The sequence below is a fragment of the Rhodospirillales bacterium genome (assembly GCA_028824295.1).
GTDB lineage: Bacteria > Pseudomonadota > Alphaproteobacteria > TMED109 > TMED109 > VXPW01.
Genome location: JAPPED010000016.1, coordinates 23,088 through 40,344 on the forward strand (window position 1 = coordinate 23,088; position 17,257 = coordinate 40,344).

General features: G+C 65.8%; 17 protein-coding genes and 1 pseudogene. 5 read left to right on the plus strand and 13 right to left on the minus strand.

Annotation, left to right across the window (positions count from 1 at the left end):
* Positions 1–155: 155 nt before the first annotated feature.
* The 4 genes from larA to OXH60_07565 are packed head-to-tail and all read right to left on the minus strand — an operon-like array spanning position 156 to position 4,145.
* Positions 156–1,436 carry a nickel-dependent lactate racemase gene (gene larA, locus OXH60_07550; protein MDE0711974.1) on the minus strand — a complete coding sequence of 427 codons (1,281 nt, stop codon included), beginning with the start codon at positions 1,434–1,436 and terminating at the stop codon, positions 156–158.
* On the minus strand, positions 1,426–2,130 hold the full coding sequence (gene larB / locus OXH60_07555; protein MDE0711975.1) for a nickel pincer cofactor biosynthesis protein LarB: 705 nt from the start codon (positions 2,128–2,130) through the stop codon (positions 1,426–1,428). Before larB ends, larA begins: the two co-directional genes overlap by 11 nt.
* Complete coding sequence (locus tag OXH60_07560; GenBank protein MDE0711976.1) at positions 2,123–2,959, minus strand: asparagine synthase-related protein; 837 nt, start codon at positions 2,957–2,959, stop codon at positions 2,123–2,125. The genes larB and OXH60_07560 overlap by 8 nt, the downstream gene beginning before the upstream one ends.
* A complete protein-coding gene (locus OXH60_07565) occupies positions 2,925–4,145 on the minus strand; it encodes a LarC family nickel insertion protein (GenBank protein MDE0711977.1) in 1,221 nt (406 codons plus the stop codon). Before OXH60_07565 ends, OXH60_07560 begins: the two co-directional genes overlap by 35 nt.
* 280 nt (positions 4,146–4,425) lie before the next feature.
* On the opposite strand from OXH60_07565, the gene OXH60_07570 reads away from it, so the two are divergent.
* Both OXH60_07570 and OXH60_07575 read left to right on the plus strand, forming a co-directional pair.
* Positions 4,426–5,190 (plus strand): SDR family NAD(P)-dependent oxidoreductase, encoded by a 765-nt coding sequence (locus OXH60_07570; GenBank protein ID MDE0711978.1) that lies wholly within the window; start codon positions 4,426–4,428, stop codon positions 5,188–5,190.
* A 238-nt stretch (positions 5,191–5,428) separates the two neighbouring features.
* Complete coding sequence (locus OXH60_07575; GenBank protein MDE0711979.1) at positions 5,429–6,307, plus strand: dienelactone hydrolase family protein; 879 nt, start codon at positions 5,429–5,431, stop codon at positions 6,305–6,307.
* Between the two features lie 133 nt (positions 6,308–6,440).
* Here OXH60_07575 and OXH60_07580 read toward each other — a convergent pair whose 3' ends face one another.
* The 6 genes and pseudogenes from OXH60_07580 to OXH60_07605 all read right to left on the minus strand — a co-directional run bounded on the left by OXH60_07580 (position 6,441) and on the right by OXH60_07605 (position 12,292).
* Complete coding sequence (locus tag OXH60_07580; GenBank protein MDE0711980.1) at positions 6,441–7,331, minus strand: DUF4189 domain-containing protein; 891 nt, start codon at positions 7,329–7,331, stop codon at positions 6,441–6,443.
* A gap of 150 nt (positions 7,332–7,481) precedes the next feature.
* On the minus strand, positions 7,482–7,868 hold the full coding sequence (locus OXH60_07585) for a c-type cytochrome (GenBank protein MDE0711981.1): 387 nt from the start codon (positions 7,866–7,868) through the stop codon (positions 7,482–7,484).
* A 110-nt stretch (positions 7,869–7,978) separates the two neighbouring features.
* On the minus strand, positions 7,979–9,703 hold the full coding sequence (locus OXH60_07590; GenBank protein MDE0711982.1) for a PQQ-dependent dehydrogenase, methanol/ethanol family: 1,725 nt from the start codon (positions 9,701–9,703) through the stop codon (positions 7,979–7,981).
* 386 nt (positions 9,704–10,089) lie between these two features.
* Complete coding sequence (locus tag OXH60_07595; protein MDE0711983.1) at positions 10,090–10,761, minus strand: nitrile hydratase subunit alpha; 672 nt, start codon at positions 10,759–10,761, stop codon at positions 10,090–10,092.
* A pseudogene (locus tag OXH60_07600) lies at positions 10,758–11,356 on the minus strand (nitrile hydratase subunit beta). Before OXH60_07600 ends, OXH60_07595 begins: the two are co-directional and overlap by 4 nt.
* A 426-nt stretch (positions 11,357–11,782) precedes the next feature.
* On the minus strand, positions 11,783–12,292 hold the full coding sequence (locus OXH60_07605) for a hypothetical protein (GenBank protein ID MDE0711984.1): 510 nt from the start codon (positions 12,290–12,292) through the stop codon (positions 11,783–11,785).
* Between the two features lie 318 nt (positions 12,293–12,610).
* On the opposite strand from OXH60_07605, the gene OXH60_07610 reads away from it, so the two are divergent.
* A complete protein-coding gene (locus tag OXH60_07610) occupies positions 12,611–13,282 on the plus strand; it encodes a DUF488 domain-containing protein (protein ID MDE0711985.1) in 672 nt (223 codons plus the stop codon).
* 182 nt (positions 13,283–13,464) lie between these two features.
* On the opposite strand, the gene OXH60_07615 is transcribed toward OXH60_07610, so the two are convergent.
* Positions 13,465–13,968: an RES domain-containing protein gene (locus tag OXH60_07615; protein ID MDE0711986.1), complete on the minus strand. Its 504-nt coding sequence runs from the start codon at positions 13,966–13,968 to the stop codon at positions 13,465–13,467.
* 15 nt (positions 13,969–13,983) lie between these two features.
* Positions 13,984–14,334, minus strand: coding sequence for a DUF2384 domain-containing protein (locus tag OXH60_07620; protein ID MDE0711987.1), 351 nt, complete (start codon positions 14,332–14,334; stop codon positions 13,984–13,986).
* A gap of 473 nt (positions 14,335–14,807) precedes the next feature.
* On the opposite strand from OXH60_07620, the gene OXH60_07625 reads away from it, so the two are divergent.
* A complete protein-coding gene (locus tag OXH60_07625; protein MDE0711988.1) occupies positions 14,808–15,053 on the plus strand; it encodes a type II toxin-antitoxin system prevent-host-death family antitoxin in 246 nt (81 codons plus the stop codon).
* Entirely contained in the window at positions 15,043–15,501 is a 459-nt protein-coding gene (locus OXH60_07630) for a PIN domain-containing protein (GenBank protein MDE0711989.1), read from the plus strand. Before OXH60_07625 ends, OXH60_07630 begins: the two co-directional genes overlap by 11 nt.
* Before the next feature lie 267 nt (positions 15,502–15,768).
* Here OXH60_07630 and OXH60_07635 read toward each other — a convergent pair whose 3' ends face one another.
* Positions 15,769–16,995 (minus strand): Fic family protein, encoded by a 1,227-nt coding sequence (locus OXH60_07635; protein MDE0711990.1) that lies wholly within the window; start codon positions 16,993–16,995, stop codon positions 15,769–15,771.
* Positions 16,996–17,257 lie beyond the last annotated feature (262 nt).

Below are 17,257 nucleotides of genomic sequence, written 5' to 3' on the forward strand. Positions count from 1 at the left end.
TTTTGGGATTCCCGGCCGGGGCCTCAAACAGCACGCAACATTTTGGCGACCGTATTCGTCAAGCCTGCGGCGAATGCCGTATCCCCGGCAACCGGGGAGACGATTGAGCGCACCGACCTGGTTCGGGCCGATAGCGACCGAGAGCCGGTCGCCTCTCAGGGGGTGTATTGCGGTACGACGTAGGGGCCTTCTGGCACGAACGCCACCCGGGGGTCGCCGGCTTCGGCCACGCTCCGGGCAATGGCTTCTTCGACCGAATCGATCATCGCGACACCGGTCAGAGCACGCTCCTCTTGATTCAGGCCCGTTGTGTACAGCGAGACGGTACCGGCACGCATGGGGGCAAGCTGTTTTTCGGTTTGCCATTCGTCGATGTCGGCATGCTGCTTGTCGAGAAGACTGTCCAGGAACCGGTCCGGCCCTAGGGCGATGAGACGCCGCTGCGCATCCACGTATTCCGAAGATCCCATGCCCTCCGAGCAGGCCGAGACCACGATGAGGTGCCCCCGTGGCTCCAGGATGTCGAGGGGGCCGACCATCCCCTTGACCGTCTGGTAATAGGTCTTGTCGAGCGGGTAGCCGGCGCTTGACGTGACGATCGTCGGATAGCGCTCAGGCACCGGGAGCTCCGTATAAGCGCGGGTAAACGCCACCGCCTGCAGGTGGCTATCCACAATCTCGCCGTAGTTGACGAAGGACATCCGTCGCTCGTCGTCGAGCACCGTGTTGATCGCGTACGCGCCGCCGATCATTCGGACCACCTCAAGCTGGTCATCGTGCAGTGGATTGTCCTGGAGCACGCAGTTGGCCGCGTTCGGGTCTTCCATGTAACGGGCGCTGTGGAACGTGGTGATCGTGTCGGCGTGCGCGACACCGGGAGCGATGATCTTTCGCCCGCCCGAGTAGCCCGCCATGAAATGCGGCTCCACGAGGCCGATGGCCAGGCGCAGGTCCGCCTCGATAAACCGCCGGTCCAGCTTGATGACGTTGCCGCGCCGGGTGGTGCCGACCTCCACGTGATCTTCGTCGCGGCGGGCAAAATGGTTCGCCACCTGGACCGCGTCGAGGACCCACCTGTCGCCGACCAGCTCGAGCAGTTCCTCGCCCTCGTTGGGTCGGTGCAACCCCGTCGCCACGAGGACGGTGATCGCCTCGGCCGGCATCCCGCTCGCCAGCAGCGTGCGCAGGACGACCGGCAGGATGTCGCCGTTGGGCACGGGACGCGTGATGTCGCAGATCAGGATGCAGGCCGACTTTGATGCGGCAGCGGCCTCACGGAGACCTGGTGCCTTGATTGGGGCGTCCAACGCCTCTCCGACGGCCCCGGACGGATCGGCGAGCACCGGCATAGCCGGTTTGTGCAGGACGGTTGCCCGCCAGTCCGGTGCCACGTTGACGGCCAGGGATCCGCGGTCGTAGTTCATGTCAACGTGCATGGTCGACTCCGACAGGGTCGGCCCGGTTCGCCCGCGCGTGCCCGATTGCGCGCAAGGCGGCGCAGGCGGCCCCGAAGCCGTTGTCGATGTTCACAACGGCGACACCGGGACTGCAGCTGGTGAGCGAACTATAAAGCGCGGTCTCGCCGTTCCTGGCGGCCCCGTACCCGGTAGAGACGGGCACGGCGATCACCAGCCCCGGGACGAGACCGCCGATTACGCTGACCATGGCGGCATCCATCCCGGCGACTGCGATGACCACGTCCATCTCGGCGAGCCGGTCGACCTGGTCGAGCAGGCGCCACAGCCCCGCCACGCCGACGTCGCACACGAGATCGCTGGGAACTCCGGCGTAGGCCAGCGTACGGGCGGCTTCGTGGGCGACGGCCGCATCAGATGATCCGGCCGCCACGATCGCAATGCGGGCCGGGCCTTCCGGCGGCAGGACGTCACCAAGGATGGCGGTCTGCGAGAGCGCGTGGTAGTCGAGGGCAGCCGCATGCTCTTCCCGCAACGCCTGGACCTGCCGCTCCGATAACCGGGTCAGGAACGTGCTGCGGTTAGCGGCCGTAGCTTCATCGAGGATGTGCGAAAGTTGCGCGAGGGTCTTCGTTTCGCACAGGATCGCTTCGTCCAGGCCGATGCGGGCCCGCCGTCCGGCATCCAGCAGGACCTCGCGGCTGACGTCACTCACCGGGTTGCCCTCGGATCACTGCGCTCCCGCGCCGGTACGACGCAAACCCCACGGGCCCGTGGCGATCGGTCCCGGCAAACAGTGCGCGCACGCGCTCGCCAAGGTCGCGCCGCTCGTCCTCATCCAGCAGTTCCAGGGTCGGACCGTCGAGTTCCACCGTGACGGCGTCCGCGCGCACGCGGCAGCGGACCGTGGCAGGCGTCAGCTCCTGACGCAGCATCTGTTCAGCCGAATCGATGGCGTCGAGGACATCATCGGCAATCGATATGCCGGTCTCGACACGGCTCGACAGGCAGGGGGACGCCGGGAGGCCTGCGAACTGCTCGAGACCGTGTTCGGCCGCCAGCCGGCGAATCGCCGCCTTGTCGATGCGGGCCTCGATCCACGGATGACGCACGGCGTGATCCTTGGCCGCCCGGAGGCCGGGGCGGAAGTCGTCGAGGTCGTCCAGATTGGCCCCGGAGAGCACGGTCGACGTCGTGTGCTGGCGGATCGTCCGATAGAGGTTGTGCTTGCAGTAGAAGCAGCGGTTGACCGGATTGCGGAGGTAGTTCGGGTCCGAGAACTCGCCGGCGTCGATGATGCTGAGCGGCCAGCCGGCCGGTTCAGCCAGGGCCCGCAACCGTTCGGTGGCCGCGGCGGGAACGGCCGGGGAGACCGCGTGGAACAGCCGTGTTTCGGATGGTTTCCGTGTCAGCGCAAGCGCGGCAAGCGTGGTGCTGTCGACGCCTCCGCTGACCGCGACGGCAACGGGTCCCATCGCGTCCAGCACGCCGTGCAGGGAGGCCAGCAAGTCAGTCGTCGCGGTCGGCACGCTCAATTCCATCATGATTTCCATCGGCTCGGGCCAACGCCTGCTGTTCGGCGCTGGCACGCAGTTCGGCCCGTCCGGCTCGGCCGGAATCGGCGGCGCTGACGTCGATCATCTCCGCTTTCGCGGAGCGCCGGCCGCCGGGACGCTCGGCAACCTTAACGCGGACAGATCCTGCCGTGCCACCGACGGTTACCATGGTCCGCGGCAGAAGAAGGCGATCGGTCAGCGTCCAGCGCAACCCCAGGGTCGTGGTCTCGAGAAAGCAGCGCTCAGCCACTGCGCGGACCTGCTGGGGGCGAGCCAGCACCTGGACCCGGACCGCCATCCGATTGTGTTTGCCGGAGACGGCCTGCTGCGTGACGTCGAGCACGCCGTCGCTGGCGCGCACCCGCTCGAGCCCGACCGCAAGATCTTCCGGCGACTGGTCGTCCACCTCGAAGGTCAGCACGGCGACCTGATCACCCTGCAGCTCAACAGCCACCGGATCGTAGAACTGGGCCCTGAGGACGTTGCTCCGGCCCTCGAACGTGCTGCTGCCGAACCCGTGGCCGGTGGCGAGCAGTCGCCGAGGCACGAAGTCTGCCGCCTGCTCCGGTGCGAGATGGCGCAGGATGGCGGCGCCGGTCGGCGTGATGCGTTCGCCCTCGACCCCGTCGTCGACCATCACCATGCCGGCCAGCAGCAGGGAAGTGGCTGGCGCGGGAACCGGGAGCAGCCCGTGCTCCGTCTTGACCATTCCCCGACCGCGGGGGAGCGCGCCGCACGACCAGGTGGGCGATCCGGCGGCCTCGATCAGCGCCGCCGCTGCGACCAGGTCCACTGGCGTGTCCAGGCCGCCCAGTTCGTGAAACGCCACCTCGGCCACCGGTATCCCGTGGACCTCGGCTTCGGCATTGGCGAGCAGCTCGAGAATGTCGAGCGCTCGCTCCTGCACCGCCTGCTCCAGTGAGGCCTGCGCGATCCATTCCCGTACCGTGTCCGCCGGCGTTGCATGCGGGGGAGCCGGGCAGGCCACCCGGAAACGGCTTCCGCTCAGGATGCCGTCGCTGTGCGCTTCGAATGCGATGGATACCCGGTCGCCGAGCCGCAGCGCCTGGACCGCCGCCTCCACGGCCTCACCGTAGTCGGGACGGGCGTCGACCATTGCCGCCGCGAACATGTCGCCGGCGGCACCTCCTACGGCATCGAGATGAACGTGCATCGGCAGCTTCTCGGAGGCCCGGGCAGGCGGGCGTCGGGGGATTGGGACAGCGGCACCGCGCCGCTCCCGTCGCTTCGCAACGCCGCTGCGCTGAATGTCGGCGCGGAGTTCGATCGCGCGGATGCGTCCGTCGCCGCGTGCTGTAAGGTGCGGCCCGCGAGTGTACCACCTGTATCAGGCAGGCAATGACGGCCCGAACCGCCCGGATGACTTGCCGGTGCCGCTGCTACGGGTTGTCGAGGGTCCGCCCATCCGCCAATCGCCCGTGAGTTCCAGTTCCATGCAGCCAGTTTGTCTTGTGATCGGTGCCGGCGCCGGTATCGGGAGTAACGTCGCCAGACGCTTTGCCAGCGAGGGTTACCACGCGGTCCTGTGCCGCCGTACCGACGAAGAGGGTCTGAAGAAGTCGGTCACCAGCATCGAGCGAGAAGGCGGCAGCGCGTCGGGGTTCCTGTTGAATGCCGTCGAACCCGACAGCATCGAGGACCGGATCACGGACGTGGAAGCGAACATCGGGCCCATCGAGGTCGTCGTCTACAACCTCGGAGCCCAGATCGGCAACCGCACCCTCTCCGATACGACCTACAAGGCGTTTGAACGCGGGTGGCGCATGGCCACGTTCGGCCTGTTCCGCGTGGCCACCAGCGTGTGTCCGCTCATGGTGAAGCGGGGCAAGGGAACGATCCTGGTGACCTCGGCCACTGCGGCGATGCGCGGCAACAAGGAGCAGCACTCCCATGCGGCGGCCATGGGAGGGCGGCGCATGCTGTGCCAGTCCCTCAATGCTGAATTCAGCGGCAAGGGGATCCACGTCGTCCATATCCTGATCGACGGGTCGGTGGATGCGCCCGACACCCTCGGCAAGATGCTCGGGCCCGAGGCCTTTCAGAAGCTTCGTGAGGAACGGGGCATGGAGCATGACGGGCTGCTGCTTCCCGCGAAGATCGCCGAGACGTACTTCCATCTCGCGCAACAGCATCGCTCGGCCTGGACGCACGAGCTGGATCTGCGGGCGTTCTCCGACCTGCCCTGGTGGAACCACTGATCGCGGGTCCGCAAGTTCAGCGAGTCTGTGTCAGCCGCTAGATGAACCGACGCGCCGGGCACCGCCCGCTCCGTCCCGACACGATTGGGACGGAGGCTGCCGAGATGGAGACTCGCGGGTACCGTCAGGTGGAGCCCGGTCCGCGCCCCGGTGTTGTGCCGCAAGGAAAGCCGGCCTGCCGGTCCGCATGGCGACACCGTGCGGCGGCCATGCGAGCCGATGCGAGTGGAGGAGCGATATGTGCGACGAGAGAACACAGCAAGACGCGGAGGTCTACCTGCGCCGTTCAGGGAACCTGACCCGGCGCAGGTTCGGGGCGCTGTCCCTCGGGACGGGAGCGGCGTCACTCCTCCCCTTGACGGCAGCCGCGCATGCGGTGACGGCCACGGATATCGAGGTGCCGACGCCCGACGGCGTGGCTGACTGTCACTTCGTTCATCCCTCGAGCGGTGCCCATGCAGGCGTATTGGTCTGGCCCGATGCGCTCGGATTGCGACCGGCGTTCGAGGAGATGGGGCGGAGACTGGCCGAAGCAGGCTACGCGGTCTTGGTCGTCAATCCCTACTACCGAACCGCGAAGGCGCCCGTCGCGCCGGAGGGCGCCTCTTTTCGCGACGAGTCAACGCGCGCAAAGATCATCCCCCTGATGCGCGCCCTGAGCCCGAGGCACACCGTGACCGACGCCCGAGCCTTCGTTGCCTTCCTGGACAGCCAGGACGCAGTGGCCGGGGACCGCAAGATGGGAACGACGGGATACTGCATGGGTGGTGCCATGACCATGCGCACCGCGGCCGAGTTTCCCGACCGGATTGGCGCCGGCGCATCGTTCCATGGCGGGAGGCTGGTGACCGACGCGCCCGACAGCCCGCATCTGCTCGTCAGCACGATGGGCGCGCACTACCTGGTGGCGATCGCCGAGAACGATGACGCGAAGGAACCGGAGGCCAAGACCACGCTCCGTAGAGCATTTGCCGCCGCCGGACTGCCGGCGGAGATCGAGGTTTATGCCGGCACGCTCCACGGCTGGTGCTCGCTGGACTCTGCCGTGTACCACGAGGCGCAGGCGGAGCGAGCCTGGGGCCGGCTGCTGGCCCTGTTCGATAGAGCCCTAGCCTGAGGGAATCAACGGCCGCCAACGGCAGCGCCACCTTCGCAGGTATGCGTTGGCCGCTGTCGCGGACGGCTAGACGTGGTCGTCCGGGTGCCTCGCACCGCCTTGTGACGACCGCGTCCGGTGGGCTAGCGATGTACTAGCAGGGGTCCCTGGCATCCATCCAGTTTGCCACGGGGTAGTTGATCATCTCGCATTTCGACCAGTGGTCGACGGTCCATTCGCCGTCGCGGCCCCCGTGCACATAGTGTCCTTCCTCGCGGGTGCTGCCACGGGCAGTGGTTCTCGTCTCGACCCAGCGGCCGTGTTTCTTCCCCTTCGAGAGGGTGCCTTCGTGTGCAACCCGCCATCTGAAGTCCCGGTTGGACGTCCCCGACAGCACGCCCTCCCCGTCAGCCACGCCGCCTCGGCACGTTCCCGACCAGCTGGCACTTTCGTGGGTGGGGAAGCCGATCCAGCGAGTCTGATCCAGGTACCAGAAGTAGCACCCGGGCTGATTCGCCAGTTCGCTCCAGCAATTGAACCACACCGGCTGGCCGAATGGATTTCGCCCCGGGCAGATCACGTCCAACACCGTGGCGGGCCCGTCTTCGCCTGCAGGTCTTGCCAAGACCACCGGCTGCTCGATGCGACCGGAGCCGCCCGCCTGTTGCAATTGTGAGCATCGTGCGAGCTCGAGCTGGCACCGGGCGCTCTCGGCCCGGCACTCCGCCAGCGCCTCCTGAGCGGCCGCTACCCGCAGCACGCCCCACCCCGTTCCGTAGCCGCCGTCGTTGCCGATTGCGAGGGCTCCGCAGGCCTTGCGGGACTGGCCGACCACCTGGCAGTCCCGTCCGCCATGCGTCTGGCACAGGACGAGCGCCTCCGCCTCTGCCTCCTGAGCGTTGTCAGGGTTCCAAGCGATACCCCAGGCGAAGCTACCGATGGAATCCCGTGACAGGGCGATCGAGCCAAAGGGCTCTTCGGCGTGCAGCGGAGTGGAACCACCGATGATCACCGCGGCTAGCGCACAAATTCGCAACGTCTTCATGAGCCCATCCACCTCTCGGACCTTCGGGGCGGACGTAGTACGAACGCCCGAAGGCTGCAGGATAGCCAGCGGGCGATGGCGTCGCAGGTCCGCTTCGTTCCGGCACCCAGCGCTGTGCGGCCAATCGGCGATGATCGTCGGTTCTGACAGCTACCAGATGATCTTGCCGGGATCGCCCTTGTACAGCGATCGAATGTAGGCGATGACTTTCCAGATCTGCTCGTCGGTCAGGCTGCTCGACCAGCCGACCATGTTGGTTCCCTTCCGACCCTTGGCAATTGCCTTGAAGATCGTCGCGTCGGTCGGTCGATACACCCACTGGTCGTCCGTGAGGTCGGGACCGACAGCGCCGCCCGCCTCCTTGCCGTGACAGGCATAGCAGCCGGTCTGGGCCCACAGCCGCTTGCCTTCCGCGATGGCATCGGGATCGCCCGTGAAGGGATTCGCGTCATCCGCGGCACGAGCCGCCGCGGCGCTCGCGACGGTCGCCGCCAGCGCGGCGCCGAGCATGGCATTGAGAACAGGCTTGAAACGCATCCTGCCGGGTTCCCCGCGAACGTTTGCAGACATAGACCCCGGGGAGAGTGTGTGCTCTCCCCGGGGCCCTGCGGTTGCGGCGCGTCAGCCCGGGCTGACGCTGCGCCGAATCATCTGTCGAAGAGACCGAACACCATCAGGTAGCCACCCTTGCGGCTGTCCTTCAGTTGCGGTGCTCCACCTTTCCCGAAGATGGCCCAGCCCGTCCAGCCGCCGAACCCGGCCGGGACGGCAACATACTGCTTGCCGTCAATGGCGTAGGTCATCGGGCTGCCGAAGATGCCGGTGCCGATGTTGTAGGAAAAGAGCTCTTCGCCGGTTTCCTGCCGGTACGCCTTGAAGTAGCCCTCCGGCGTCCCCGCGAACAGCAGACCGCCGCCCGTGGTGAGCAGGCCGCTGGTGTAGGGGGACGGCGCCTTGACGGTCCAGGTCTTCTCCCCGGTCCGTGCGTCGAACGCCACCAGCTGTCCGTAGCCGGGGTTCCAGCCGATCGTGCCGATGCCCCAGTAGGGCTTGCCGACGGTCCGCACCGGCGGGTTGAGCCCCTCGCCGAGCGGGGCGCTCTTGATGTCCACACAGATCTCGCGGCTGGGCACGAAGATCATCTTGGTGTGCGGATTGACCGACATGGGATTCCACCACTTGCCGCCTTCGGACGCAGGACAGATGTCCTTCGCTTCGTAGTCGTAGCTCGGCACCTTCTCGGGGTTCACGATGGGTCGGCCCTCGGGCGTGAACCCGGTCATCCAGTTGACCTTGGAGATCGGGACCCCCCAGACGAAGCTGCTGTCGGTCCGGTCGATCGCGTACAGGAGACCGTTGCGGTCGCCGTGGAAGTACAGCTGCCTGCCGTCGACGTCCATCAGGACGGGCTCGTTGTTGCCGTCGTAGTCCCAGACGTCGTGCGGGGTGTACTGGTACCAGTGCTTGATCTCTCCGGTCGAGGGATCAAGGGCGAGCGTGGTGTTGGAGTAGAGGTTGTCCCCCGGGCGGTCGACGCCGTCCCAGTCGGGGTTCGGGTTGCCGACGCCCCAGTACAGGGTGTCGAGTTCCGGATCGTAGGCACCGGTGATCCACGCCGAGGCGCCGCCGTACGCGGCGGATTCTGCACTCCCCCAGGTATCGTGATTCGGCTCGCCCGGCGCCGGGATGGTGTAGCGCCGCCACGCCTGCTCACCGGTTTCGGCGTCGAGCGCTTCGATGTAGAGCCGGGTGGGGTATTCCGCCCCGGACAGGCCCACGATCACGTTGCCCTTCACGACCAGGGGGGCAACGGTCATGGTGTACGCCTCTTCCCAGTTCCCGATGTTGGTGTGCCAGACGACTTCACCCGTCTTGGAGTCGAGGGCTACCACATCGGAATCCGGTGTCGCGACGAAGACCTTGTCGCCGTACAGCGCGACGCCACGGTTGCCGATGTCGCAGCACATGTTGCCCGCGACCCCCTCCGGAATCTCGTCGTAGTACCGCCAGATCTCGTCGCCAGTGCGAGCGTTGATCGCGAAGGTCCGGCCGTGCGAGGCGGTCGCGTACATCACGCCGTTGTTCACGAGCGGCGTGGTGTTCTGCGCGTCGAGAACGCCGAACGAGAAGGTCCACTTGGGTACCAGGCGTTTGACCGTCTTGGTGTTGATCTGGGCAAGCGGGCTGTACCGAGTGCCCGAGTAGTCCCGTGGCGCCATGAGCCAGTTGTTGGGATCCTGGGCTGCCTCAAGCAGCATCTCATCGGTTACGTAGTCCTGCGCCGAAGCTGTGCTCGTAACCAGTGCTACCGCGCCGGCGACGACTGCTCCCAGGATGAGGGAACCGGTCCTCCGAACGGTTTGAGTAGTCATTGCAGTTTCCTCCCATCGAGGATGAGCATCCATCCTCTGCGGGCAGAGCATACGGGCTGAGAACCCGACGCCAAGGAAGGCCAAGGGCATCCGCCCGCCTCCGAGGCGATCCGGGGCCGGTTCCCAGGGTTCAGGGAGGCGCACTTGTGGGAACGTCAACCATCTAAAATAATGATAATAATGACAGACTCTATTCGTTTACCTGATGCAGGGCCCACGGCTGATGACACTTGTAACTGCGCGTCCGAAATATCTGGTGAACTGCGAGCACTGCCGGGAGGGACGCTGCCTGCGGTGGCCAGCGCGGACGGAACGGCGGCTTACGAAGACATCTTGGCGAGAAAGGGTTTGCGAACCGTCACCGCGCCGCGCGTCCGCTCGTGCCACTAGGTGGCAACCGGCACGGTGACCCCGATGAGTGCGTCCCGGGTGACCAGGCCGGCCAGGTCTTCTTCGCTCATGCCGTCCGTGCCGGCCGGGCGCATAGGCAGGATCAGGTAACGCATGTCGGCGGTACTGTCGTGCACCCGGATGCTGACGTCAGGGTCGAGATCGGTGCCGAACTCGGCCAGCACGCGGCGCGGCTCGCGCACTGCCCGGCGGCGGTAGTTCCGGGACTTGTACCAGTCGGGGGGAAGACCGAGCAGGAACTTCGGATAGCACGAGCACAAGGTGCACACCACCAGATTGTGGGTTCGGGGTGTGTTCGCCATCACGAGGATCGGAATCGGCCCGATATCGATGCCGAGCTCCGCTGCGGCCGCATTGGAATCGGTCAGCAGGCGCTTGCCAAAGGCGTGGTCGACCCAAGCCCTGGCTACGAGACGTGCGCCGGTGCTCGGGTTTAGGGCGTCCATCCGCTCGACCTGTGCCCGCATGTCGTCCGCGCTGAAGATCCCCTTCTCGACAAGAAGCGAGGTCACCGCCATTTGCATCACCTGGTGTCGGACGAGAGGGGTGTCCTCCAGATCCGGTTGCGGGGGGTGGTGGTGCGTGGGATCCACGTCGTAGCCGTCGTGGTCGTGGCCGTGCGTGTTCCCGCCGGCAGGCCCAGTCATTCGGTATCTCCCGACACCGGTTCGAGCCAATGCTCGTAGATTTCGATTTCGACGCGGTCGCGCTCGCTGCCACGGTAGTCGGGCCACAGCGACCTGCTGGGGAATCCGACGCGGTAGAGCGTCTCCAGAGCGGCCTCCCGGTCGCCGTAGGCGAGCTGCTCCGGATTCCGGAAGCGTCCGCAGATCCGTTCTACCTGGCCGATCTTGCCGCGGCAGTACCAAGGCGTGCGCACGTGCCCCGGAGGGAACCGTTCGGAGACCCGGACGCGGCCGCCACGCGCATATCTTGGTGCCGGGCCGCTCACCGGAGCGCCTCGTGGCGCCCCGCTTCGATCTCCGCCATGCGCTCGCCAAGCTCGTCGACCTCGATGACCCTTTTTTCGAGCAGGAGGTTCGTCATGGAGGCCATCCACCGCTCGTAATAGCTGTAGCGGTCGTAGGCGTCGGCGCCGAGTTCCTCGATCCCGCGGCGAAGCTCGTCGACCGTGAGGATTTCCTGCTGCCTCAGGAGCACCATGAGCGCGTCGACCCGCTTCTCCCACGGCGCGGGGTCGCGTTCCGCGCGGTCGATGGACCCGGCCTCAAGCCCTCCCATGTCGTGGTGGCGGCGTGCTCGGTCCATCGCTTTCTCCTCCACGGTCCTGGCTTCAGGTCTCTGCACCCTGGCCGTCGCGGCGCCGGCGTTCGCAGACTACCTGCCGCGCGCCTTGTCCTGCTCGTCCGTTCCCGGCAATGCCGGGTCATCCGGATGGAACCGTGGTTGTCCCACATGCTACCCGCCTTGCGCGGCATCGTGAACGCACCGGTACCGCGCCGACGCACCGGCGCGCGAAGGGTTACCGAAGCCCACTGCCGGGGAACAAGCGGTCCGCCAAGACCCCCGGCAGTTGGTGGAACCGCCGCTTTGACCTGGACGGCACTTCGGATGGGCGCTGCCCGGCGATCCTCAGGGGTTGGCTGCCGGGCTCGGCCGCGCGTCTTCGACGCGCTGCGGCGTTTCTACCGGAGCGCTTCGGCGCTGTTATTCGGAGTAGGGGCCGGTGCTGTCGATGGCGGCCGCGTACTGCGGAACACAGATCCCGAGGTACCCTTCGGCGGCTTGCTGGAGTTCGTCAAGGGATTCCAGCCCTGCCAGAACCTGCTCGGGCTCGCGCAACAGGGCATCGACACCAACGCCGGGTCCCTGGGCGAGCTCCCGCATCCACTGCCGGCACAGCCCGCCGACTTCGGACTTCAGGATCTGGTCGATCACTGGTACGCAGGAGTGAAGGTACTCCTCGGCCATCCGAACTGGTCCACCTCGGCCGGCGAGAACCGCGATGAATCCGCGCGCGACGGCCTCGTCCGGACTGTGCAGACGAGACGTCCCCCACGGCTGGAGTTCCGCCCACAACGTACCGCACCGATCATTCCAGGCAGCCACCCGTTCCCGCGCAGCATCGCTCTCCGTTGCCTGTGCGTGGACGGGGCCCGGTTCGGCGAACGAGATGGACAGCGCAGCGATGGCGCAATAGGCGAGTGGTCTGGTCACGAGGGCCTCCCCGGGTTCGTATCAACCTGCGGGGCGACCTGGCCGGCCCACGGCAATCGACCGAGCATACGCTGCCCGACGACGCGTGGCGGCCCTTCCTCGGCTCTGCTGTGTCGGGTTGGTCCCGGAGACACGGGAGGACTTCACGCGGGGGCGGCAGACAGGGTACGACCACGCGACCCGGCAGCGGCAGGTCGTATGCGTGACGGCGCCGGACTCCCGGCGAGCCTGTCGCGGGGAGCGAACAACTACCATCTGGTGATCGGGCTCCGCGGGCCTGAACACCGGGATTCGGGGAGCGGGTAGCCGAAATTCTCAATGGCGGTCGGTGACGAGATGACAGCGGGCGGTACGACCACCAAAGCCGTGTTCACGATCGGCCACTCCAACCACCCGTTGGACGGGTTTCTGGCCCTTCTATTGCAACACGGCGTCACCGCGCTCGCCGACGTGCGTTCGGTGCCCCATAGCCGCCGCCACCCGCACTTCAATCGCAAAGCACTGGCCGCGGCGCTCGAGACGCGCGGCATCGACTACGTGTTCCTCGGTGGAGAGCTGGGCGGACGGCCCAGGGATCCTGCGCTCTACGAGCATGGACGTGTCAGCTATGAACGGGTCATGCGCACGGAGCCGTTCCGGGCAGGGATCGGCCGCGTCCTGCGGGGAGCGGCGAGGCAATCGATCGCTCTCATGTGTGCGGAAAGGGAACCGCTGGACTGCCACCGAACGCTGCTCGTCGCCAGGGCGCTGGATCTATGGGGTCTGGAGATCCGGCACATCCACGCCGACAGGAGGGTGGAACGTCATGCCGACGCGATGGATCGCTTGGTCGAGAAATTCAACCTGCACGCGGAAGGGGACCTGTTCCAAGGGCCGCGCTCGCGCGCGGAACTCGTCAAGGAAGCCATGGCGCGCCAGGCCGGCATGGCTGCATGGTCCGATGGCCGTACTGACGCCGGACGGCGGCGGAAAGGCGATGGCTGGACCTGACGACCGGGTCCGACGGGAATGCGGCAAGTTGCTTTCTCAGCCACTGCCTGCAGCCGGTGGCCCAGCAGCTTCGGCGTGCGACTTGGCCGGCGGCCGTGCACCTGCGTCAATGCCGTTCAGGTTGATTTGCTGTGGATTCCTCTCGTGATGCGATCGGAGGGTCGAACCTCCGGGACACCCGATCAATGTCCGGAGAGGCGCCCGTCGTCGTCGATCAGAATCAGCTTCGTCGGTAGGCTAGAGCTCCATTTCCACATGACCAGATTGATGTCGTCGGGACTGCTGCCAATGGCATAGCTTCGGACCCGCATGCCCACATACCCCGCCGCGATCAGCCGGTCTGCCAGAGCCTGTGAGGCGGGGATCGAACCAGCCAGCATTTCTGCTTCCCAGCGATGACATGCAAGATCGGCTTCTTCTATACCCAATGTGAGGCGCTGCTCTTCGTCCGATGCATTGAAGACGGGTTCCGCGTCAACCTCGTACGCACAGAGCGTGAGTGGTTGGATTGGCCGGCCCGCGGGCTGGGCCTCGCGTATGGCGGTCAGCACCGTGAGCGAGGTGTAGATTGCCGGAATACCACGCCGATTAAAGCGCCCACCGTGGCGTCGCGCGCCTTCGCCGGATAAGGGAGTCCATGCCCACTGCGGATTGTGTGCCCGGTACACCAGCTCTTTGAAGTGCATCAGTTGGCGGAAGATTCACGCATAGCCGCCGGCCATGACGCGGTCGAGATACGCATGGACGTGGCTGGCCCGGCCGTCACGCACCAGTTGATCCGGTGTCATGCCTCCGAAGCCGGGCAAGGGCTCTGCCCGGAACCAGGCATAGGCTCCGATCGGAGACCCTGTCTCGGCCTCAATGCGGTTGAGGATCTCCAACATCTCGCGCAAACGGGTCTGGGTCTTCCGCGCTCGGATTCTGGTCTGGCGCGAGAACGCATCCTTTCCGAGCCCCAGTGTCCCCGCGATCTCGGACTTGGTAGTCCGTAGCGCATTGGCAATGAGAGTCGGCGAGAAGACTTGGTCTTCGACGAAATTCCGGAATTGCATGTCACAACCTCAGGTATGTTCACGCATGTTAGCGTCATAAAATGTGCTAGTCGAGTGCGGCCCAAACCACCCTTTCGGTGAATACTCGGGCGGCTCACTCCCCTCTGGCGAACCTGAAAGACGATTACCGCTGACATTCAAAAGAGGGGGCCCAAGCCAAACTGGGCCATCTTGGCGGTTGGACGAAGCATTCGTCGGTCGCGCCACTACGGTCACGGATCTGGTTCACCAGGTTTCTGCCCCGCCGGTGTTGCAGTCAGTGCGAAGAGGTCAGCTGAACATCCCGCAACCGCCGAGGCCGACAACTCCGGCACGCAAGCGCCGACATGCCGCCGCCTCTCGCGAGCACCGGTCCATTCGAAGATCGAGCAGAGGTTGCCCAGGAGAACAGCGAAAAAATCGCCAGTTTGCGCCTTACAATCTGCCACTGACGCAAGTACCAACATTGCACTTGCTAGACAACGGCTGAGTCCATGCGAACCGTCTCCCTAATGACCGCCAATCAGGAATTCTCGAAGCTGATTCGGGAGGTGGAGGGCGGCGATGAATTGGTCATCACCCGGCGCGGTGTGCCCATCGCGATGCTCGTCCCCCACCGGGGCGATCGGACGGTGGACCCAGTTTGGACGGCGGCGTACCAGCGCATGATGGCACGGCTGGAAGACGGTGCCTCGCTCGGCGGCCTGAAAATCCGGCGCGACGAGCTCTATGACCGTTAAGGGCCGATTCTCCCTTGACACGAACATTCTTGTCTATGCCGTTGACCGCGATGCCGGAGTACGCCACGAACTGTCCCGGGCGCTCGTGGGTCGGGCCGCCCGGAGCGACTGCGTGCTCGCCGCGCAGGCACTTGCCGAGTTCTTTCACGCAACGACACGAAAGGGCCTTCTCGCGCCTGCGGCTGCAAGCGCTCTCGTGCGCGATTGGCTCGACGTCTTTCACGTGACTTCGGCCGACACGGTGGCCCTGGTCGAAGCGATGGATGCAGTCGGGGAACACCGGCTGTCGTTCTGGGAGGCGATGCTCTGGGCCACGGCCCGGCAGAGCGGTTGCTCGGCGATCCTCAGTGAGGACATGCAGGATGGCCGGCGCCTGGGCGGCGTCGAGTTCTTCAATCCCTTCACGGAAGATGCTTCTGCCCGCCTTGAGCCGCTGTTGGCACCATAGTGCCCGAGTGACTGCCTGATCCGCCGCCAGGTCGACGGCGCGAACCACCGCTGTGCGGCACGCGGACTGTGGCGATCCCGCGAGACGGTTGGCATCGCCGTTCGAGAGGGAGGGGCCCCAAGCTGACCGGGCCATGTTGGCAATTGGGCGAAGCGACGGCCGACCGCGCCTTAGCGATCCTGAAACCTGTTCGCCGGAGTTCTCGTCGGTCGGTGTTGCAGTCAAGGCGGGCAGAGCAGTGGGACATCCGTGAGCAGGGCATGCCGATTAGTCTGCTGCTTCCGGGAACAGTCCCGGCAGCCAACGCGACGCCAGTCGTGCCGGGAAAGCGAGCCGAAGCGGGGCGTGCGAGGATTCGGACTGCAAGGCTCCGTGCTTCAGCAGGGCAGAGGTCACCCGACGGGCTTGCCGTTCCCTCGTTCCCAACAGGTTCGGAAGGTCGCCGCGCGGCAGTTCGCCGCGGAACAACACCGCCTCCAGCACGGCGCCTGATTTCATGGGCAGGGTGCCGACGCGTTCTTCTTCTTCCGCCCAGACCATGATTCTGCTGTGCAGGCGCTCAAGGGTAACCAGCCCTCCCATGAACTGTACCTGGTCGATGCACAAGCGGAGAAAAAACCGCGTGAACTCCGCCAGTGCCTGTTCGCTCAAGTTTCCGCGTCCGTCGAGATCGTTCCGGCGAGACAGGTCGCAGGCTGCCAGTTGCGCCTTGTAGGCGTCGGCGTGGCGCGCAAGCCCCCGTGCGATCGACCAGACGCCACCGGTGTCGAGTGCGTCCCGGAGCATGGCGTAAGACATCATGCGGGCGACCCGCCCGTTGCCATCCAGAAACGGATGGATCCAGAGGAGGCGGTGATGGGCAGCGGCGGAGGCCATGATCGTGTCCGTCGTGCCAAGGCGGCTGTAGACGGCCTCGAACCGGTCAAGGAAACGCGGCACCGCGCTGGGGCTGACCGGGGAATGCCGACCCACCCGCACGTGGCGTTCGCGAAAGGCGCCAGGGATAACGGCAACACGCTCCTTCGTGTCTGGCTCTTCGATCCAGCGCAGTGCGTCAGGGAGCAGCTGGCAAAATCGGCGATGGGTTTCCGTGAGGCCGGCAACCGTCACCGCGCGATCCTTCAGGCCGCCGCCGTCGATCCATTTCTGGACTTCGATATGGGCCTTCGCCTCAAGCTGGAGATCGCGTTGTTCGGGCTCGGTGCTGTAGTCGCCCTTGAGCGCGCGTTCGATGTCAACCGGATGGACGTCGTGCCCCTCGATCAGGTTGCTGTAGTAGCAGTTCATCGCGCGGACGAGCGTGGCGAGCCCCATCAGCACGCCGTCCGGCAGGCTGCGCCGGAATCCGGTCGACCGGATCGCCAGTTCGACGACCAGATCGGTGAGTTCCGCGCGGTGCTTGGATCCTTCGGTAATGAGCAGGGGACCCATCCGAGCAGTGCGTTCGCCGTGGTCCTCAGCCTCGCCGGAGGCCGCAGATATGACCGGATTCATGGCCGCTTCGTGTACTACGATTAATTCATATTAACATGTAGTTAGGATAACAATCAGGCCTTGGTTGGGCCGATATGAATACCGCTTTATGGGCTGGTTTGCCATGTCTGGATCGGCACCCGATGCACCGGTCTCCGTGCGGTGGCACCAGGCAAGCGCTGTCTGTCGGCCGGTGGGCAGCGGAGGCATGTTCGTAGCGGACTGCATCCGCTTCCCCGAAACGGATGGCGAGGATGGCCGAGGTGTCGATGATCACTTGGGG

Excerpts from the sequence above, each read along its gene's own strand:
- larA (MDE0711974.1), bottom strand. The coding sequence starts at position 1,436 with ATGCACGTTGACATGAACTACGACCGCGGATCCCTGGCCGTCAACGTG.
- OXH60_07560 (MDE0711976.1), bottom strand. The coding sequence starts at position 2,959 with ATGATGGAATTGAGCGTGCCGACCGCGACGACTGACTTGCTGGCCTCC.
- OXH60_07565 (MDE0711977.1), bottom strand. The coding sequence starts at position 4,145 with ATGCACGTTCATCTCGATGCCGTAGGAGGTGCCGCCGGCGACATGTTC.
- OXH60_07570 (MDE0711978.1), top strand. The coding sequence starts at position 4,426 with ATGCAGCCAGTTTGTCTTGTGATCGGTGCCGGCGCCGGTATCGGGAGT.
- OXH60_07575 (MDE0711979.1), top strand. The coding sequence starts at position 5,429 with ATGTGCGACGAGAGAACACAGCAAGACGCGGAGGTCTACCTGCGCCGT.
- OXH60_07580 (MDE0711980.1), bottom strand. The coding sequence starts at position 7,331 with ATGAAGACGTTGCGAATTTGTGCGCTAGCCGCGGTGATCATCGGTGGT.
- OXH60_07585 (MDE0711981.1), bottom strand. The coding sequence starts at position 7,868 with ATGCGTTTCAAGCCTGTTCTCAATGCCATGCTCGGCGCCGCGCTGGCG.
- OXH60_07590 (MDE0711982.1), bottom strand. The coding sequence starts at position 9,703 with ATGACTACTCAAACCGTTCGGAGGACCGGTTCCCTCATCCTGGGAGCA.
- OXH60_07595 (MDE0711983.1), bottom strand. The coding sequence starts at position 10,761 with ATGACTGGGCCTGCCGGCGGGAACACGCACGGCCACGACCACGACGGC.
- OXH60_07610 (MDE0711985.1), top strand. The coding sequence starts at position 12,611 with ATGGCGGTCGGTGACGAGATGACAGCGGGCGGTACGACCACCAAAGCC.
- OXH60_07615 (MDE0711986.1), bottom strand. The coding sequence starts at position 13,968 with ATGCACTTCAAAGAGCTGGTGTACCGGGCACACAATCCGCAGTGGGCA.
- OXH60_07620 (MDE0711987.1), bottom strand. The coding sequence starts at position 14,334 with ATGCAATTCCGGAATTTCGTCGAAGACCAAGTCTTCTCGCCGACTCTC.
- OXH60_07625 (MDE0711988.1), top strand. The coding sequence starts at position 14,808 with ATGCGAACCGTCTCCCTAATGACCGCCAATCAGGAATTCTCGAAGCTG.
- OXH60_07630 (MDE0711989.1), top strand. The coding sequence starts at position 15,043 with ATGACCGTTAAGGGCCGATTCTCCCTTGACACGAACATTCTTGTCTAT.
- OXH60_07635 (MDE0711990.1), bottom strand. The coding sequence starts at position 16,995 with ATGAATCCGGTCATATCTGCGGCCTCCGGCGAGGCTGAGGACCACGGC.